The sequence below is a fragment of the Mesorhizobium sp. M0029 genome (assembly GCF_040323735.1).
GTDB lineage: Bacteria > Pseudomonadota > Alphaproteobacteria > Rhizobiales > Rhizobiaceae > Mesorhizobium.
Genome location: NZ_JAMYVF010000002.1, coordinates 32995 through 51520, shown reverse-complemented (window position 1 = coordinate 51520; position 18526 = coordinate 32995). Strand labels below are relative to the sequence as shown.

Below are 18526 nucleotides of genomic sequence, written 5' to 3'. Positions count from 1 at the left end.
TATCGCGCCTTCTCTGGAAAAAGCCTCAGCGGCGGTTTTTTCTCTGGCGGAATCAATTCGGCCGCGTTAAGCGATGACTCCCATGGCGCGATATGTATTCATCACAGGCGGCGTGGTTTCCTCACTTGGAAAAGGCATCGCTGCAGCGGCCCTTGGGGCTCTCTTGCAGGCGCGAGGCTATCGCGCACGCATCAAAAAGCTCGATCCCTATCTCAATGTCGATCCCGGAACGATGTCGCCTTACCAGCATGGCGAGGTTTTCGTCACCGATGACGGCGCCGAGACCGATCTCGATCTTGGCCATTACGAGCGCTTCACCGGCCGCTCGGCCAACCAGCAAGACAACATCACCACCGGCCGCATCTACAAGAACATCATCGAGCGCGAACGGCGCGGCGACTATCTCGGCGCCACCGTGCAGGTCATTCCGCATGTCACCGATGAGATCAAGAATTTCGTGCTCGACGGCAATGCCGACTATGATTTCGTGCTGTGCGAGATCGGCGGTACGGTTGGCGATATCGAGGCGATGCCGTTTCTCGAGGCTATCCGCCAGCTCGGCAACGATCTGCCGCGCAACAACGCCGTCTATGTCCACCTGACCTTGATGCCTTACATCCCCACGGCCGGCGAGTTGAAGACCAAGCCGACCCAGCATTCGGTCAAGGAACTGCGCGGCATCGGCATCGCGCCCGATATCCTGCTGGTCCGCGCCGACCGCGCCATCCCCAAGGAAGAGCGCAGAAAACTGTCGCTGTTCTGCAATGTGCGCGAGAGCGCCGTCATCCAGGCGCTCGACGTGCCCCACATCTATGACGTGCCGATGGCTTACCACAAGGAAGGGCTCGATTCGGAAGTGCTGGCCGCCTTCGGTATCGATCCGGCGCCGAAGCCGCGCATGGAGCCCTGGCAGGCCGTGTCCAACCGCATCCACAATCCGGAAGGCGAGGTAACGATCGCCATTGTCGGCAAATACACCGGCCTCAAGGATGCCTACAAATCGCTGATCGAGGCTTTGTCGCATGGCGGCATGGCCAACCGCGTCAAGGTCAAGCTCGACTGGATCGAGAGCGAGATTTTCGAGAAGGAAGACCCGACGCCGTGGCTGGAAAAGGTGCATGGCATCCTGGTGCCCGGCGGCTTCGGCGAGCGCGGCTCGGAAGGCAAGATCCTGGCGGCGAAATTCGCCCGCGAGCGCAAGGTGCCGTATTTCGGCATCTGCTTCGGCATGCAGATGGCCTGCATCGAGGCAGCGCGCTCGCTGGCCGGCGTCGAACACGCCTCGTCGACCGAATTCGGTCCGACCGACGAGCCGGTCGTCGGCCTGATGACCGAATGGCTGAAAGGCAACATGCTGGAGAAGCGCCGCGAAACGGGCGATCTCGGCGGCACCATGCGGCTTGGCGCCTATCAGGCTGAACTCGCCAAGGGTTCGAAGATCGCCGACATCTATGGCGACACCCAGATTTCCGAGCGCCATCGCCACCGCTACGAGGTCAATATCGACTACAAGGAGCGGCTAGAAGATTGCGGCCTGGTGTTTGCCGGCATGTCGCCCGACGGTGTGCTGCCGGAAACCGTCGAATATCCCGACCATCCCTGGTTTATCGGCGTCCAGTATCACCCGGAACTGAAGAGCCGGCCGCTGGAGCCGCATCCCCTGTTCGCCAGCTTCATCTCGGCCGCGGTGGACCAGTCGCGGCTGGTATAAGCAGGCCGCGTTGCCATGCAAACCTATGTTGCGCTGCTCTACAGCATTATCCTCGGCGAAGGCCGCCGGGTCGTCATGGCCGACCTCAAGGCGATGGCTGAACAGCTTGGGCTGAAGAACCCGCGCACCCTGGTGGCGACCGGCAATCTGGTCTTCGAGACACGGGCGACTGGTATCGCCAAGCTGGAACAGCAGTTGGAAACGGCCTTCGAAAAAACCTTCGGCCGCAATGTCGTCATCATCGTGCGCACTGCCGAGGATTGGCTGAAACTTGCCGCCGGCAACCCATTCCCGGCCGACTCTGCCGAGGCAGGCGATCAGGTGGCCGTGCGGGTGATGCGCGAGCCAGCGCCAGCGGATGGTGTGGCCGCGCTCCAGGCCTATGCCGCCGAGGACGAGAGGGTGGCTTCGGTCGACGGCGACATCTGGGTCGTCTTTTCGCGCCAGCGGCCAAGCTCGCGGCTGCTCGCTGCCATGAACCACAAGCGCATGGGCATCGGCACCGCACGCAACTGGAACACGGTGCGGAGGTTGGCTGAGATGGTGGAGTAGGGAGTAGGGAGTAGGGAGTAGGGAGTAGGGGTATTATTCCCTACTGACTACTGACTACTGACTACTGACTACTCCCTATCCCTCAATTTCACGCCTTCGCCGTCCTGGCCCCTGCGCCAAGGGCGGCGGTGCGAAGGACGTAGTAGATGACCCCTGCAATGCCGACGCCGAAAAACCAGCCATAAACGCCCCACCATGCCGGCAGCAAATTGGTGAAGTTCGGCAGGACCGAGGAGAAGATGGCGCCGATGCCGGCTGCTATGAAGGCGTTGACGTGCCAGCCGCCCTGGAAGCGGAACTCGCCATCTTCGCGGTACAGTGCCTCGACGTCGACCTCGCCCGTCCGGATCAGATAGTAGTCGACCATCATCACCCCGAAGATCGGCCCCATCGTCGCGCCGATGACGTTGACGAAAGATGCGGCACTGCCTTCCCACGGCGCGAAGGGATAGAGCACCAGCGCGATAACAGCTGCGATATAGCCGCCCTTCTTGAAGTCGATCTGCCGGGGAAAGACATTGGAGAAGTCGAAGGCCGGCGAGACGAAGTTTGCCACCACATTGATGCCGAGCGTCGCCACGGCAAAAGTCAGGGCTGCAAGCGCTGCCAGGAACCAGCTGTCGAATTTCGCCGAGATCTGGTCGGGATGCAGAAGCACTTCGCCATACACGTCGAAGGCAGCGATGGTGGTCACGCCGGCGACCAGCGAGAACAGGATGAGATTGATCGGCAGGCCCCAGATGTTGCCCTTGCGCAGCGATGCCTTGTCTGGGGCATAGCGGGCGAAATCGCAGAAATTGAGATAGAGCGCCGAGAAATAGGTGACCCAGATCGCGGCCACCGCAAACAGCGACGTCCAGGAGCCAGGGGTTCCGGGTACGCCGGCATCCTTTGTCTTGTCGAGCAGCACATCCATCGGGATGTCGCTGGTAAAGGCAAATCTCCCGGATTTTACACAGAGATAGATCGCCAGGATCAACATCATCACCCACACCGCCGGTCCGGCCCAATCCTGGAAGCGGCGCACCGTTTCCATGCCGTTCTGGATGATCAGCAATTGCAGTGCCCAGATGACCACAAAACAGATCACTTCCAGACCCGTGTGGCCGAGGAAATGCGTGTTGGCGTTGAAATCGGCGAACCATTGCGAGCGGATCAGCAACGCCACGATCGCGCCCGATGCCGCCGCCGTCTGCGCGCCGTACCAGAAGCAGGCGACGATGGCGCGCACCAGGGCCGGAATGTTGGCGCCCCAGATGCCGAAGGAGGCGCGCGCCAGCACGGGGTAGGGCACGCCGGTCTTCACGCCGGCATAGCCGACCATGTTCATCAGCGCGTAGATGATCAGCGAACCGATGCCGATGGCGATGATGAAATTGACGAAGCCGCCGCAAAACAGGAACAGGCTTGCGGCGAGATAATAGCCCCAGAGGCTGTGGACGTCCGACGTCCAGACGTTGAAGATCGAGAACGGCCCCCAGTTTCGGACTTTGGCCGGAGCCAGATCCTCATTGTATAGATCAGGTGATGCGCCTTGTATGGTCACTGCGATGTCCTCCCCTTGATGCCGCACGCGCCCTCACGCGTCGACTGCGCAGGTTATGCCTGACGCGGGGGAACCGGCAAGCAATCCATTTGCCGGCTTTGGCCTTAAAGATATTCAATGAGAACAGCGCTTATCGATCGGCTTTTGGCGAAGGTCGGCGCAATCGCGGCGATCTTGATTCGATCCGCAGGCGGCAGCGATCAGGACGCTTTGCGGTTGAGGGCCGGTGATGCGTCGAAATTGGCGGCAAGCCAAGCTATCGCGCAGGTGACATCATCGAGCCTGTATTGGGCCACGGTCGGCCCACGCGGCTTGACCCGGATCGAGATGCCGCCGGCCTCGTTGATCGCCTCGAAACCGTTTTCGTCGGCGGTGTCGTCGCCGAGAAAGACCGGCCGCCGTCCGGCAAAGGGCGGGATTGCCATGAAACGCCGCACGGCAGCGCCCTTGGCCGCTTCGAGCGGCATGAGTTCGACGCCGGCGTTGCCCGGGATAACCCGATAGCCCTTGGGAAGCTCGGTCAATGCCTGTTCGGCAAGATGCGTTGCCCTGGCCAGCAGATGCGGCGCCGCACGCGTATGGATGGCGAGGATCGGACCCTTGCGCTCGATATGAACGAGGCCGTCATCCAGTTCGGCCTCGATGGCGTCGGCAAGGGCAGCGATATCGGCGGGAGCATCCGCGGTAACGACCGGGCCGTCCGGCGTCAGCCGGTGTTCCAGCCCATAGAGACCGGCAACACGCAGCTTCAACGGATGAAACAGGCGGTCGGCGCCCTCGACCGAGCGGCCGGTGATAAAGGCGACGGCGCCGTCCAGCCGTTTGTCGACGGCGCCTAGGAGGTTGCGCAGTTCGTCGCTCACGGACACGGCGTCGGGGTGCGCGGCGTGCGCCAGCAACGTGCCGTCGATGTCGAGGAAAAGCGCCCATTGTCCTTCCGGCAGGTCGGGTGCGGTTGGCAGGCCCGGTGCTTTCGACAGGCTATTCATGACGCCACCTTCCGCATGCGGTCGAACAGCGAGACGATGTTGCTGCCGGTGTTTGCGGGCCGCTCGGCGACACCTGTCGCTCTTTCGAGGTCGCCGCGTTTGCGCAGGCGCGCCGCATCGAGCAGCATGCTGCCGGCCCAGCGAAAGACATTGTTGTCGCGCACTATTTCGCGCATCGGGCGCATGCGCTCGCGTTGTTCGTCCGGTGACATGGCCAGCGCCTGCAGCAGCACCTGGCTCATCATCGCCGCGTCGTAAGGATTGACGATCAGTGCTTCCAGCAGTTCGCGCGACGCGCCGGCAAACGTGCTGAGCAACAGCACGCCCTGTTCGTCGTCACGCGCGGCGACGAATTCCTTGGCTACGAGGTTCATGCCGTCATGCAGGCTGGTGACCATGCAGATGTCGGCGGCGCGATAGATCTCATAGATCTGTTGCTGCGAATGGTGCTCAGCCACCATGACCACGGGCTTGTAGCCGTCATGACCGTAGCGCTGGTTGAGCTCGTTGGCATAACGCAGGCATTCATCGTGCAATTGCTGGTAGGCCGGCAGCGTGCCGCGGCTTGGGGCAGCAATCTGCAGGAACACTACCTTGCCGATCCACTCGGGGTGGCGCGTAAACAATTCGTCCAGCGCATGGAAGCGGTCGAGGATGCCCTTGGTGTAGTCCAGGCGCTCGACGCCGACGCACAGCTTGACGTCCGCCGACAGGCCGAACCGCTCACGCAGGCGGGCGCGGCTTTCCTCGACCGGTGGCAGTTTGGCCAGGAGTTCGGCCGGCCATTCGATGGAGATGGGATAGGCGTGCACCAGGGTCGTCCGCCCGCCATACGAGATCGCGGCGTCGGCGCGCTCGATGCGGCTTTCCAGGAACCGGTCTACGCTTTCAGTGAAATTATTGGCATGAAACTGGGTGTGAAAGCCGATGATCGAGCTCCCGAGCAGTCCATCAAGAACGCGTTCGCGCCATGGGCAGATGCTGAACACTTCGGAGTTCGGCCACGGGATGTGCCAGAAGGTGATGATGATCGCCTCCGGCAGGCGCTCGCGGATCATGCGCGGCAGGAGCGCGAAATGGTAATCCTGAACCAGCACGATCGGCCGCTCATTGCGCGCCTCGGCAACCACCATATCGGCGAATTTGCGGTTGACGGCCTCATAGGCCTCCCAGTCCGAGGCACGGAAGACCGGCCGGGTGAAGGCGATATGGCAGAGCGGCCAAAGCCCTTCATTGGCAAAGCCGAGATAGTAGCCCTGATATTCGTCGTCGCTCAGCCACACGCGGCGCAGCGTATAGGACGGATTGTCCGGCGGCACCTGAACCCGATCGTTGCTATCGACCGTCAGACGATCCGCCGTTCCGCCGCCATAGGCGATCCAGGTGCCGCTGCAGGCGCGGGTGATAGGCTCAAGCGCCGACACCAGGCCGCTGGCCGGCACCAGAAGCTCGACGCCGTCGTCCTTGATGTTGTGGATATAGGGTTCTCGGTTCGAGACGACGATGACCTGCGCGTCCGGCAGGTCGTCGGCAAGTATCTTGCGCAAGGTGTCGGGCGACCAGTTCACCAGCGCCGCGTCGGGAGATTGTCCATTCTTCTCGAACTCCCGCAAAACCTTGCGCGTCGCTTCCGATGCGACGTCCTCGCCGGCAGTCGGTGCAACCGTCAAGCTATGGCTACGACGTTGCCTGGAGATCGATAACAGAACGGCTAGAATCGAAAGGCCAAGGCTTGCAAGGATCAAGACCCAGAGCAGGGCCATGCCATAATCAGTCATTCCAATTCCAACTCAATTTTGGCCGTCAGGGCCTTTTTCTTCATGGTTCCATTTGAGTGTTCGCAGCCGACGATCGCCCGTGAGAACCTGTGTTTTTTGCAACGCACAAACCTTGGGATCGGTTCCCGTTGAAAGCCGTTCCGATCATGTCCGCACGATCAGCGGAACCAGCCCCTCATGGCGGTCGGCGAGAAAGGCGACGACGCGGTCGCCGACGCGCTGAAAGGTAAGATCGACCCTCTTTTCGCCGACACCCAGATGCCTGAGCGTCAGCGTATCGATGCCGATCGGCAAACGGGGTCGGGTCACATGGATTTCGCCGTTCCAGCCGTCGATTTCCAGACCGAGGCACGCCTGCATCAGCATGAAGGCCGAGCCTGCCGACCACGCTTGCGGCAGGCAGGCGACGGGGTAGGCGATCGGCGCTTCGCCCGGCGAGCGGGTGAAACCGCAGAACAGTTCCGGCAGTCGCATGTTGAAATGCACTGCCGATTCGAACGTACCGCTCATCAGCCGCACCACGCTGTCACGCTCGCCGAACCGCGCCAGGCCGGCGCCGCACATCGCCGTGTCATGCGGCCAGATGGAACCATTGTGGTACGACATCGGGTTGAACAGCACAGCATCGTCGGAAAGCGTTCGCACCCCCCAGCCGGAGTGGAAGGAAGCCGAAAGCAACTGGTCGGCGACCATCTTAGCCCGCGCCGGTTCGGGCAGGCCGACATAGAGCAGGTGTCCGGCATTCGACGTGCGCACCTTGCACGGCTCTCCGGCGCCGTCGATCGCCAGCGCATAGAAGCCGAGATCGTCCAGCCAGAAATCACGCTCGACGGCGATCCGCATCTCTTCGGCGCGATTTTCCCAGTGCTCGGCCTGCGCGAACTCGCCCCGGCGGCGGGCAAGAGCGGCAAGGCCCCTGAAGGCTGCGAAGACATAACCCTGCACTTCGACCAGCGCGATCGGCCCCTTGGGAATGCGCCCGTCGGCGTGGAAGACGGAGTCGAAGCTGTCCTTCCAGCCTTGGTTCGCAAGGCCGGATTCGGCGGCGCGCTGATAGGTGACGAAGCCGGTTGCGCGGCTCGCCTCTTCCGTCCACTTGGCGGCGGCGCAGAGAGATGGCCACAGGCTGGCGATGAAGTCCATGTCGCCGGTGCGCTCGGCATAGGCGCAAGCGAGGTGGATGTAGAGCGGCGTGGTATCGACGCCGCCATAGTAACGGCCGAAAGGCAGCTCCTGCAGCGCCACCATCTCGCCCTTGCGCGTCTCGTGCATGATCTTGCCGGGCTGCGAGTCGCTGAAAGGCGATGTTTCGGTCGCCTGGTGCTGGGCGAGGAAGGCAAGCACGCCGCGCGCCAGGCCGGGGTTGAGCCATAGCATCTGCAGCGCCGAGATGACGCCGTCACGGCCGAAGGCCGTCGAAAACCAGGGGATGCCGGCATAGGGGTAAGGGCCGGTCGACAGCTCGGTGGTCAGCAAGGCGACATCGGCGCGAGCGCGTTCGACCCAATCGTTGAAGACGCGGCCCGAACTGTGCACCGTCGCGCCATGGCGGCGCTTGGCCCGCATGCCGAAACGGGCGCGCGCCGCGGCCGCCCGGAAGCGGTCGCGGTCGGGCGTTTCGGTCAGTTCCGCGCCGACCTCGACGTAAAGCATCTTGCTGCTGCGCTTGGTCACTGCGATGAGGAAATCCGCGCGCTCGGCGCTCAACTGGTCCGGCGGCTGCGAGAACGAGATCGCCGACACCCGCGCCAGCCCGTCCAGTCCGTCATAGCGCAGCAGCACCGAGGCAGGCGCGATCTCCGCTGCATGCGCCATTCCGCGCTTCGGCCGGGTCGAACCGCGCACCTCGAACATGTCGCGGAAATCGGCGGCAAAATGCAGCGAGACGCGGATTGCCGAATGCTCCTGGCTGTAGTTGGAAAGGGTGATGCGCTCGAACAGCCGGTCCTGCCACAACAGCCTGACGCGCTCGATATGGATGGCGCCCTGCGGGATGTCGCGGCCACCGGCGCTTTGCATCGGCAAATTGGTCAAATTGCTGGTGAACAGCACATTGTCCTGGCTGAGCGAGGCGCCGAGCAGCGATGTCTGCCGGCCGCCGACGGTGAGCCTGAACTCCGACAGCACCCGCGTGTCGTCACGGAAGAAACCGTCGCCCGCGCCCCTGATATCGCCGTAGGCATCGGCCACGGCAAAACAGTCGCCTTGCTTCAGGGCAAACAGCCGGTGCGGCTCGCGCGGCGCGGTTTCGTCCAGGGAGGCAAGGGCCACGGCAGGGTCGAGCTTGCGCTCGTCAAGTTCGGTCATCAGTCACAAATCTCTGTTTCGGGCTCGGAACGTCCGCCGTCGTTCACGATGCTTTCGATTCAGCCGGGGCGCCGATGAGACGCGCATAGGCAGTGAGATAGTCGCGCGCCATCCTGTTGGCGGAGAACCGACTTTCGAAGACGGCGCGCACCTTTCGCCGGTCGAGTTGCAGCAAGGCCGGCACCGCGGCGACAGCGGCATCGAGAGAATCGACGACAAATCCGGTAACGCCATGGTCGATGACTTCCGGCAACGCACCGCAGTTCCAGCCGATGGTTGGCGTACCGCACGCCATCGCCTCGATCGCGGCAAGGCCGAACGGCTCGGGCCAGTCTATCGGAAACAGCAGACCAGCGGCATTGCCGAGGAATTCAGTCTTCTCACCCTCGGCGATCTCGCCGACATAGTCGATGCGGTCGCCATCGATCAAGGGCTCGATCGTCTCATGGAAATAGGCGCGGTCATCGTCGCCGATCTTGGCCGCCAGCTTGAGCTTCATGCCCGAGCGCAAGGCGATGTCGATGGCCCGGTCCGGCCGCTTGTCGCGAGAAAGCCGGCCGAGAAAGGCAAGGTATGGTTCGCCCGCCGCCGTCTCGAAGGTCGGCTTATAGAGACCCGTCGGCAGCCCGTGATGGATGGTGGCCAGCCAATTGGCATTCGCAAGCCCGGTCTTCTGGCTGTGTGAGATCGAGATCAGCGGAAAGCGCGGAAAACGCTCATAGGCTGGCGCTAGGTCGACATAATCGAGCCGGCCATGAGGCGTCGTCACCGTCTTGTCCGGCATGGTCTCGAAGAACGAGAAATGCAGGAAATGGCTGAGATGAAAATGAATGATATCAAAGTCGTGGGCTCGGTTCCTCACATCGGCAAGCATCGCAAGATGCGCCGCCGTGTCCGATTTCAGCGGACGCGGATCGAGGCGCAGGGCGCGTTCGCGTCCTGGTATCAGTCTGGCCGACGTCCGGCTGTCGCCGCTGGCGAACAGCGTCACCTCATGGCCGAGTTCGACCAGCCCTTCGGTCAGATAGGAAACGATGCGCTCGGTGCCGCCATAGAGAAGGGGCGGCACCGATTCGTGCAAAGGGGCGACATGGGCTATCCGCATGGTTTGAACGTGTCCCTCAAGGCAATCAAGAGAGCGAAATGCATCAGCCGGCCTAACGTTCCGGACAAAAGCGGGCGTCGGCAACCCAAGCCCACCAGCGCAGATTTTTTTGCAATAAGCGGAACAAACGCGCTATCCGCGAATTTAATAGGGTTGGTCCGCGCTGCGGCCGACCAGGGAGAGAACAAAATGGACCGCTTGCATTTCTTTACGCCCGTGCGCATTGCGCGCGGGCAGGGACACCCCGTCGAGGAAGTCGACAGCGTTGCCGAAGCGATGGTCTTTTTGCAGAAATGGCCATTGGGACGGCGTGGGCCTGTGTATCAATGCGCCGTGAATTGCTGCTCCGCGGCCCTGTCGGGCAGAATGTCGGCCGAAGCAGCCAGGAAGGCGTTCACGGGCTTTGCCCGCATCACCCGGCTGCTCGATGATGACATGGCCCTGCCGATGGGCGGCGAAAGCATGGCGGAAGTCCGCGCGCTGAGGCGCTAGACGCCGGTCCAGCCATTTGGCTATTGAACACCCGGGCTTTGGCGGCGCGGGCATCATCTTTTTCGCACCGGAGTATTCCGGCGCGGCCCTTCACCTCATGGGCCACACTGTGCTTTCATGCGTTTCGCATGACCGGTGGGTGACGATCATCCACGGGCGGTCCGAACGTGGAGGGGTAGACAATGCCGAAACTGATCCTGGGAACACTCGGCGCTATCGTCATCGCCCTCATCTGGGCGGTCCTTGCCAGTTTGATGGGCGCGCCATCGATCGTGATCACGGTCGGCGCGGTCGCCATTGGGGCCGGCGTCTACACCTACGTCGACAGACGCTCGACTTGACGCGTCCCCGGTCTGCCGCGCGCTCGACCAAATTGCACGCCGGTGTTGACGCGCGCGGCAGTCGCGGCGGGCATTCTTCAAGGATGAGCTTGCTGGCCGCATAGAGAGCAAAGGCGCAGACCGGGCGCCACACGTCGGACCGGGCTCCGCGAGAACTTGGGAGAGATCGTCAAAGATCTTTCAATCCGGCCAATGTAGATCGAAACGGCGAATCTGTGGATTTCCGGTGGAACATCGTCGCCTCGAAACACTTCGGGCGTTGCACTGCCCCATCAGTGCACGTTCCCTTGTTCTGTTGGAACTGGCCGGCTGCCGAAAGGTGGCCGGCTTTTTTGTATATTAGCGGAACCTGAAATTACGGGGCTTGTTCTGCATGCGGCAGCGAGCCCCTCGCTGCTGGTCGAGGGCCGTAACCCTTGGCCGGGCCCGCATCGCTCCGCCAGTGGTGCGGGCCCACGGCCTCCGGTTTTTCCGGGCGTCTCGACTCGCTGATCCTCACCCTGGTCCGGCTAATGCATGTCACTCAAAAAAAGGCCCGGTTGTGAGACAATGACATGCACACGCGGCGCGCTTTAGCACAATCATTCACAAAGCCGTGGGTTCAACTGTCGCTACCCTTCTTGGCTGGATTGTGCGAATGATGACTGTCCTTTTCACCGCCACCCCCTGAAACTCGGCTTTTGGATCGACGGTCTTCATCCGCCGGGGGTTTGTTGACCTGCAGGGGTTTTCTGGCGTTCTCGTGCGATGCGCCTGGCCCGCCCTGCCGGATCGTGTTCGGGTGTTTCTTCGATGTGGACATGATCACCGATCCTGCTGACGGCCCTGATGAGTGGTGTTGACCTTGGTGTTGGCTTGCTGCCCTTGGCGCTCCGGATCCGGCGCTCCGTGAGTGCCGTGCTGGGCATCATCGTGGCTAACCTGTCGCCCTTCTCCTCGACCCTTCTGGCTCTGGTTCTCAGGCGGCACGGGCGGCATTTTGCTCGACATCTGCATCTCCTTGGGTTGGCATCGTGACTCAAAACCGTGATCGTGGGGGGAAGTTCCGTCTGCTTCGTCAGCACCTGTGCTTTTCGGTGCCGACGGAATCTGACTCCCAACGCGGATTTCAAGGAACGGCAGCGGCCCGCCCGCGTCGCCCCGCCAGTGGTGCGGGCCTGCAATATAAATCCTAAGCCTGGGCTGCTATCGCAGTTTATTGCGAGCTTCCGGCGACTTGCGTAGCGGGCTTCAGTGGCTTTCAGGGGACAGCGTGTTGTATCCGGTCGATCTGGAGCGACCGAAATACAGTGCTCGACCACGTTGCTGACATGATCGGTGAAGAGCGCGGTGTCGCGCCTGGATCGCGGCAGCAGCCTCTGGTCCGATCTGCCTGCAGCTGATGGCAGCTAAAACGACGTCAAAAGACCTAAGCCTCTTTGATCGCCCTCGCTGCTCGCACGAGCGATGACCAGTCAGCTCCCATGGCTGCGACAAGGTCTCGAGCATCTTCGTCTGATATTCCGGTACGGTCTACGAGCTTCCGTGCCAGCAATTCGAATGCCAATTCTATGATCGTCATAGCTCAGCCCCTACGAGAGTGCCCGTGACGATAGCTTGCAAATGGGTCTTCCGCATTTGCACATGTTAAGCGACCATCACGAATGTCTCATGTACCGCAGAATGTCTGCAGGACGCGCTCATCCGGGCGTGGCGGCTCAGCAAAGCGTTCCATTCCCGGCTGCTCATCGAAGGGACGGCTGACGACCGCCAGAATCTCCTCGAACGGTCTGAAGTCGCCGCCCAACGCCGCCTGGATCATCGCCTCGATGCGATGATTGCGGGGGATGAATTTGGGATTGACCGATTGCATGGCAGAACGGCGCGTGGCCGTGTCGCCCTCGCTTGCGATGCGCTGGCGCCACCGCGCCGACCAGGCATCGAATGCACCTGGATCCTTAAACAACTGCCGCGCCGTGCCTTGGCCGTCCGCAGCGTCGAGGTCATCGCCCAGGCGCCGGAAGCCGAGCGTAAAATCCGCTTCGCCGCGAGCCAGCACATCCAGAAAGTCGGCAGCGAGCTGCAAGTCGCCTTCCGCTTCGGTCAGCAGTCCGAGTTTTCTGCGGAAGCCGCGCTGCAACACAGCCTCATAGGAGGCCTGGAACGACCTCAGCACCTCTTCCGCTTCAGACACTGCTTCATTCTCGTCCGTGCTCATGAGCGGCAGCAGGGTCTCGGCAAAGCGCGCAAGGTTCCATGTGGCGACACGAGGCTGGTTGGCATAGGCATAGCGACCGGCGCGGTCTATCGAACTGAACACCGCGCTGGGGTCGTAAGCGTCCATGAAGGCGCATGGGCCATAGTCGATCGTCTCGCCCGAGATCGACATGTTGTCGGTGTTCATGACGCCATGGATGAAGCCGACCAGCATCCAGCGCGCCACCAGGTCCGCCTGTGCGGCGACAACGGCCTCCAGCAAAGCCCGGTACGGCCGTGCTTCCCCCGCCAGCTGTGGGAAGTGACGCTGAATGGCATAGTCGGCCAGTATCTTGAGCGCCTCGGTGTCGTGGCGCGCGGCGAAATATTGGAACGTGCCGATCCTGATATGGCTTGCCGCCACCCGTGTCAGGACGGCGCCGGGCAGCCGGACCTCGCGATAGACCGGGTCGCCGGTGAGCACCGCCGCAAGGCTTCGCGTCGTCGGAATGCCGAGCGCCCCCATCGCTTCGCTGACGACATATTCGCGCAGGACAGGGCCGAGTGCGGCGCGGCCGTCGCCGTTGCGCGAGAACCGCGTTGGTCCCGATCCTTTCAGCTGGATGTCACGGCGAACGCCGTTGACGTCCACCACTTCGCCAAGCAGCAGGGCGCGCCCGTCGCCAAGCTGAGGCACGAAGTTTCCGAACTGGTGGCCCGCATAGGCCAGGGCGATTGCTTGCAACCCTTCCGGAAATCTGTTGCCGGCAAGCATCGCCACTCCATCCGGGCTGGTAAGCTGGTCGGCATCGAGCCCGAGTTCCTCCGCGAGGTGCCGGTTGAACCGGATCAGCCGCGGTTCGGACACCGGCTTCGGATCTGTTTGCGCGAAGAAGCGCTCCGGCAATTGCGCATAGCTGTTGCTCAGGGCGGGAAGCCCCGTCTGAATGACCGGGGGTTGTTCAGCAGTCGCAGGTGACGTCATGACGAGCTGTCTCTGAAGAGGAGGGGTTCAACAGATCCCGTTTCGAGGAGCCTGTGTTCATTTGTTCATATAGGGACGCAACGTCGTTGGTGCCATCCGGATCCATCAGGCCGGCACCGGATACAAGCTGGGAACCACCCGCCTCAACTATCTAGGTTCGGGCTGCCGTGGGACGACGGGCCGTGGCGGAATCCAGAGCTGACCCCGCATCGCCACTGTCTCCGAACTGAGCACCCGGCAATCTAGTCAGTGCGGGCGTGCAATGCCGGGGCGGCGTCTGCCTTGGTTGGCAGCGGCTCTCTCGGGGCCGCTCCCGGCGATGATTTCGAACCCGGTTCGACTCGCTCCTCGGCGATGAGCCGGGCGCCACGCTCATAGGTCAGGTAGCGCCAGAGCCACTGGATCGAGACCTGAACGCGGTGCTGAAAACCGACGAGCAGGTAGACATGGATGAGCGCCCAGGCAGACCAGGCGAACCAGCCTTTCAGTTTCAGCCTACCCGATTCGAACACGGCAGCGTGGCGGCCGACAATGGCCGTGTTGCCTCGATTGCTGAAGACAAAAGCGGGCAGCGTATCGCCAGCATCTATCCGGCGTGCCAGTGCCTTGCCGAGGTGCTCGCCCTGCTGCTTGGCGACCTGGGCAAGACCCGGCAATGGCTGGCCGTTCCCATCGAGGACCAGTGCGACGTCGCCAAGCGCGAAGACATCGGGATGGCCGACGACCTGCAGGTCGGATTCGACCTTCACCCGACCGCCGCGGTCGAGCCCGACACCAAGCTGGGCGACCAGCGGAGAAGCCGCCACCCCGGCGGCCCAGAGCGTCAAGGCCACCGGGATCACCTGGCCGCCGACGGTGATCTGATGCGCTTCGATCGCCTCGACCCGGTTGCCGAGCGCGACCTCGACGCCCAGGCTTTCAAGGCGCAGACGTGCATATCTGGAAAGCTCCGGGGCGAATCCGGCGAGCAGACGCTCGCCGGCTTCTACCAGTATGATCCTTGTCTTCTCGGGCCGGATGTTGCGGAAGTCGCGCGCCAGTGTGTGCCGGCTGAGTTCGGCGATCGAGCCCGCCAGTTCGACACCGGTCGGGCCGCCGCCGATAATGGCGATCGTCATCAGCCGGGATTGCTCGACTGGATCGGTGGTCCGTTCCGCGTGCTCGAACGATAGCAGCAGCCGTGACCGGATCGTGCGCGCGTCCTCGATGGTCTTCAAACCGGGACAGACCCGAGCCCAGCTCTCCTGGCCGAAATAGAATGGCTGCGAACCAGTGGCCAAGACCAGGATGTCGTAGGGGACCGTGGTCCCATCGGCCAGCACCAGTATCCTGGCCTCGGTGCCGATCTCGGTGACATCGCCGAAGAGGACCTGAACCGAGGGATAGCGGCCCAGGATCTTGCGGATGGGCTCGGCGATGTCAGGCGCCGACAAGGCGGCGGTTGCAACCTGATAGAGCAAGGGCTGGAACAGGTGGTGATTGTGGCGGTCGATGATCGTCACCCCGATTTCCGCCTTGCCGAGCGCCTTGGCAACCTCCAGACCGGCAAAGCCTCCGCCGACCACGACGATGCGCGGTGTCAGGCTCCGGCCGTGGCTGCTCTCGGTGGCGAATTGCATGCTTGATACTCCCCTATCCCTGTCCGGAAGTCATAGCCTGGCAGGAGTGCCTCGCTGCTGGCTGGAGCTACTGCTCACTCCGGCGGCATCGGTCCAGGCAAGGCATCCGGCAATGACAGGCGTCGTGCTGACCACAAGGGCGCCGCGCGCGTGAAGAGCTACCAACCCGCGCCATGAGACGCGGTCGACCGCCCAGATGGTGCCGCTGGCGTCGACCCATTTGAGATGGGCGTCGGCGACTTCAACGGCCCGCATCATCGCCGCCGGTTCCATCCCGGCCCGAAAGACGATGATGGAATTGGCGGCGCCGTTGAAGAACGGGCCGGCGCCGGCTGCCAGTCCCGCAAGCAGGACGATGCTGGTCAGCGCTGCCGAAGCACCGCGTGCCGGTCCGCCGCGGTTGGGCAGCACCAGCACCAACACAAGCGGCACGATGCCGAAGATGACCAGCCACGCAATATCCCAGGCGAGCGGCAAGTCGCTGTTCATCTTGATCCGGTGCAGACCCAGCAGCCAGTGAAACACGACGGCATCGACGACATGCCAGACGCCGAACCCGGCGAAGGCGAGCCGCAGGATCTCCGTGGTGGTCCCGGGCCGCGCGCCGGCCGCCCTCGCGGCCACCAGCAGCACCGTGCCGGCGACGGCGAGCACATACATGCAAAGATGGAAGAGGCCGTCGGCCATGATCTGGAAGCGCAGGTCGGAACCCACCGGATCGGCGACGCCCGAGAGAAGATGATGCCATTGCAGGATCTGATGCAGGACGATGCCGTCGAAGAAACCGCCGAGCGCGAAGCCGAGCAGCAGCCAGCCGGCTCGCGTTCTCGGGTCGAGTGTCGCGGTGATCGCGTCCATGTCAGGACCACCGGCTCCAGGCCGGGGCGTTCAGTTGCCTGCGCACCGACATGTCCGGCGGCATGGGGTCATGGAGACCATGACGCGCCTCGAGCCAGAAGGCGGATATCAGCCCACCAACCACCGTCGTCAGAACCAGTGTCGCAGCAATTATCGCCAGCATGGACGTCGATCCTCAGCCGCGCAGGGTCGGCCGCGCGGAACCTAACAGCGGCTTCCGTGGAATGTTCCTGGCTGTCGGTTCGGTGGAGGGAACAATCAAGTTCCAGCACGGTTCGATGCTGGCGACGGACGGCTCAAGCGGAGAAGGTCATGAACGAATATACGGCGGCAGATCCGGGCGGTCTCGACGGCCATCAGCCGAGCGGCATCACCCGATGGCTGTTTTCGACCAACCACAAGGACATCGGCACACTCTATCTGGTCTTCGCTTTCATCGCGGGGGTGATCGGCATGCTCTTGTCGGTGAGCATGCGAATCGAGCTGCAGCAACCCGGGATCCAGTTTTTCCCCGGACTGGCGTCGATGATCTACGGTTACCAGGGCGACGCGGCGATCGACGCCGGCAAGCAGCTTTACAACGTCTTCACCACGGCCCACGCGCTGATCATGATCTTCTACACTGTGATGCCCGCCCTGATCGGCGGCTTCGCCAACTGGATGGTTCCGATCATGATCGGCGCCCCCGACATGGCCTTCCCGCGCATGAACAACATCTCGTTCTGGCTGCTGCCGCCGGCATTGATGTTGCTTTTATTGTCGATCTTCATGCCCAGCGTCCCCGGCGGCTATGGCCCTGGGACCGGCTGGTTCCTGTACCCGCCGCTGTCGACCTCCGGCCATCCCGGTCCCGCCGTGGATCTGGTCATCCTGTCTCTGCACATTGCGGGCGCCTCCTCGATCCTGGGAGCCATCAACTTCATCACCACCATCTTCAACATGCGCGCGCCGGGGATGACCCTGCACAAGATGCCCCTGTTTGTGTGGTCGATCCTCATCACCGCCTTCCTGCTGCTGCTGGCTCTGCCGGTGCTGGCCGGCGCCATCACCATGCTCCTGACTGATCGCAATTTCGGAACCACGTTCTTCGCGCCGGACGGCGGAGGCGACCCGCTGCTGTACCAGCATCTCTTCTGGTTCTTCGGCCACCCGGAAGTCTACATCATGATCCTGCCGGCGTTCGGCATCGTCAGCCAGGTGATCTCGACCTTCTCGCGAAAGCCGATCTTCGGGTATCTCGGGATGGTCTACGCAATCGTGGCGATCGGGGTGATCGGCTTCGTCGTCTGGGCCCACCATATGTACACCAGCGGGATAGGCCTCGACACGCAGCGCTACTTCACCTTCGCCACGATGGTGATCGCAGTGCCGACCGGGATAAAAGTGTTCTCCTGGATTGCAACCATGTGGGGCGGCTCGGTCGGCCTGCGGACGCCGATGCTCTGGGCCCTCGGCTTCATATTCCTGTTCACCGTAGGCGGGGTGACGGGCGTTCAACTCGCAAATGCCGGCCTCGACCGTGAACTGCACGACACATACTTCGTCGTCGCGCATTTCCACTACATACTTTCACTGGGAGCGATCTTCGGCATCTTCGCGGGCTGGTATTACTGGTTTCCGAAAATGACGGGATATCTCTACAACCCGCTTCTGGCTGGGGTCCATTTCTGGACGACCTTCGTCGGCGTGAACCTCGTCTTCTTCCCCCATCACTTCCTTGGATTGGCGGGCATGCCGCGTCGCTATGTCGACTATCCCGACGCATTCGCCGGCTGGAACATGGTGTCCTCGTATGGATCGTACCTGTCGGCCGCGAGTGTCGTGATTTTCCTCTTCGGCATCTTGGAAGCTTTCTACCGGCAAAGAGCCGCCGGCATGAACCCATGGGGGCCAGGAGCTACCACATTGGAGTGGGAGCTGACCTCTCCACCCCCTTTCCATCAATGGGACAGGCTGCCGCAAATCAGATGAGGCCGGGTTGTCGAACTCCTGTGCGCAAGCCAGCCCGGTTCGCCGCTGAGGCGAACTTCAGCCTGCCGGTGGCAGACGTTGGCTGCAGCTGAGAACC

General features: G+C 62.5%; 15 protein-coding genes. 5 read left to right on the top strand and 10 right to left on the bottom strand.

What is annotated here, in order from left to right; genetic code table 11:
* Positions 1-73 precede the first annotated feature (73 nt).
* Together pyrG and NKJ76_RS03370 are read left to right on the top strand one after the other, a co-directional pair.
* Positions 74-1711 carry a CTP synthase gene (pyrG, locus tag NKJ76_RS03375; RefSeq protein WP_352536776.1) on the top strand — a complete coding sequence of 546 codons (1638 nt, stop codon included), beginning with the start codon at positions 74-76 and terminating at the stop codon, positions 1709-1711.
* A 15-nt stretch (positions 1712-1726) separates the two neighbouring features.
* Positions 1727-2263 (top strand): DUF1697 domain-containing protein, encoded by a 537-nt coding sequence (locus tag NKJ76_RS03370; protein ID WP_023709418.1) that lies wholly within the window; start codon positions 1727-1729, stop codon positions 2261-2263.
* Between the two features lie 88 nt (positions 2264-2351).
* Here the strand turns inward: NKJ76_RS03370 and NKJ76_RS03365 are convergent, their stop codons facing one another.
* From NKJ76_RS03365 to NKJ76_RS03345, 5 genes are all read right to left on the bottom strand, one after another.
* Positions 2352-3809: an NCS1 family nucleobase:cation symporter-1 gene (locus NKJ76_RS03365; protein ID WP_352536775.1), complete on the bottom strand. Its 1458-nt coding sequence runs from the start codon at positions 3807-3809 to the stop codon at positions 2352-2354.
* Between the two features lie 200 nt (positions 3810-4009).
* Complete coding sequence (gene otsB, locus NKJ76_RS03360) at positions 4010-4798, bottom strand: trehalose-phosphatase (protein ID WP_032998676.1); 789 nt, start codon at positions 4796-4798, stop codon at positions 4010-4012.
* Positions 4795-6576 carry an alpha,alpha-trehalose-phosphate synthase (UDP-forming) gene (locus NKJ76_RS03355; RefSeq protein ID WP_023724400.1) on the bottom strand — a complete coding sequence of 594 codons (1782 nt, stop codon included), beginning with the start codon at positions 6574-6576 and terminating at the stop codon, positions 4795-4797. The genes otsB and NKJ76_RS03355 overlap by 4 nt, the downstream gene beginning before the upstream one ends.
* 144 nt (positions 6577-6720) lie before the next feature.
* On the bottom strand, positions 6721-8883 hold the full coding sequence (locus NKJ76_RS03350) for an amylo-alpha-1,6-glucosidase (protein WP_023724401.1): 2163 nt from the start codon (positions 8881-8883) through the stop codon (positions 6721-6723).
* Positions 8884-8926: 43 nt separating this feature from the next.
* Positions 8927-9988, bottom strand: coding sequence for a glycosyltransferase family 4 protein (locus tag NKJ76_RS03345; protein WP_023724402.1), 1062 nt, complete (start codon positions 9986-9988; stop codon positions 8927-8929).
* On the opposite strand from NKJ76_RS03345, the gene NKJ76_RS32370 reads away from it, so the two are divergent.
* Positions 9974-10480 carry a DUF982 domain-containing protein gene (locus NKJ76_RS32370; RefSeq protein WP_502902268.1) on the top strand — a complete coding sequence of 169 codons (507 nt, stop codon included), beginning with the start codon at positions 9974-9976 and terminating at the stop codon, positions 10478-10480. The genes NKJ76_RS03345 and NKJ76_RS32370 overlap by 15 nt on opposite strands.
* A gap of 182 nt (positions 10481-10662) precedes the next feature.
* On the top strand, positions 10663-10821 hold the full coding sequence (locus NKJ76_RS03335) for a hypothetical protein (RefSeq protein ID WP_023724403.1): 159 nt from the start codon (positions 10663-10665) through the stop codon (positions 10819-10821).
* Positions 10822-11422: 601 nt separating this feature from the next.
* Here the strand turns inward: NKJ76_RS03335 and NKJ76_RS03330 are convergent.
* From NKJ76_RS03330 to NKJ76_RS03310, 5 genes are all read right to left on the bottom strand, one after another.
* A complete protein-coding gene (locus NKJ76_RS03330) occupies positions 11423-11623 on the bottom strand; it encodes a hypothetical protein (RefSeq protein WP_084626314.1) in 201 nt (66 codons plus the stop codon).
* A gap of 2 nt (positions 11624-11625) precedes the next feature.
* On the bottom strand, positions 11626-11811 hold the full coding sequence (locus NKJ76_RS03325; protein WP_023688550.1) for a hypothetical protein: 186 nt from the start codon (positions 11809-11811) through the stop codon (positions 11626-11628).
* A gap of 658 nt (positions 11812-12469) precedes the next feature.
* A complete protein-coding gene (locus NKJ76_RS03320) occupies positions 12470-13981 on the bottom strand; it encodes a protein adenylyltransferase SelO (RefSeq protein ID WP_352462499.1) in 1512 nt (503 codons plus the stop codon).
* 242 nt (positions 13982-14223) lie between these two features.
* Positions 14224-15600, bottom strand: a complete 1377-nt coding sequence (locus NKJ76_RS03315; RefSeq protein WP_023693465.1) for an NAD(P)/FAD-dependent oxidoreductase — start codon at positions 15598-15600, stop codon at positions 14224-14226.
* Positions 15601-15630: 30 nt separating this feature from the next.
* Positions 15631-16458, bottom strand: coding sequence for a DUF2243 domain-containing protein (locus NKJ76_RS03310; protein ID WP_023710464.1), 828 nt, complete (start codon positions 16456-16458; stop codon positions 15631-15633).
* Positions 16459-16770: 312 nt separating this feature from the next.
* On the opposite strand from NKJ76_RS03310, the gene ctaD reads away from it, so the two are divergent.
* Complete coding sequence (gene ctaD, locus NKJ76_RS03305) at positions 16771-18429, top strand: cytochrome c oxidase subunit I (protein ID WP_023710466.1); 1659 nt, start codon at positions 16771-16773, stop codon at positions 18427-18429.
* The last annotated feature ends 97 nt before the right edge of the window (positions 18430-18526 follow it).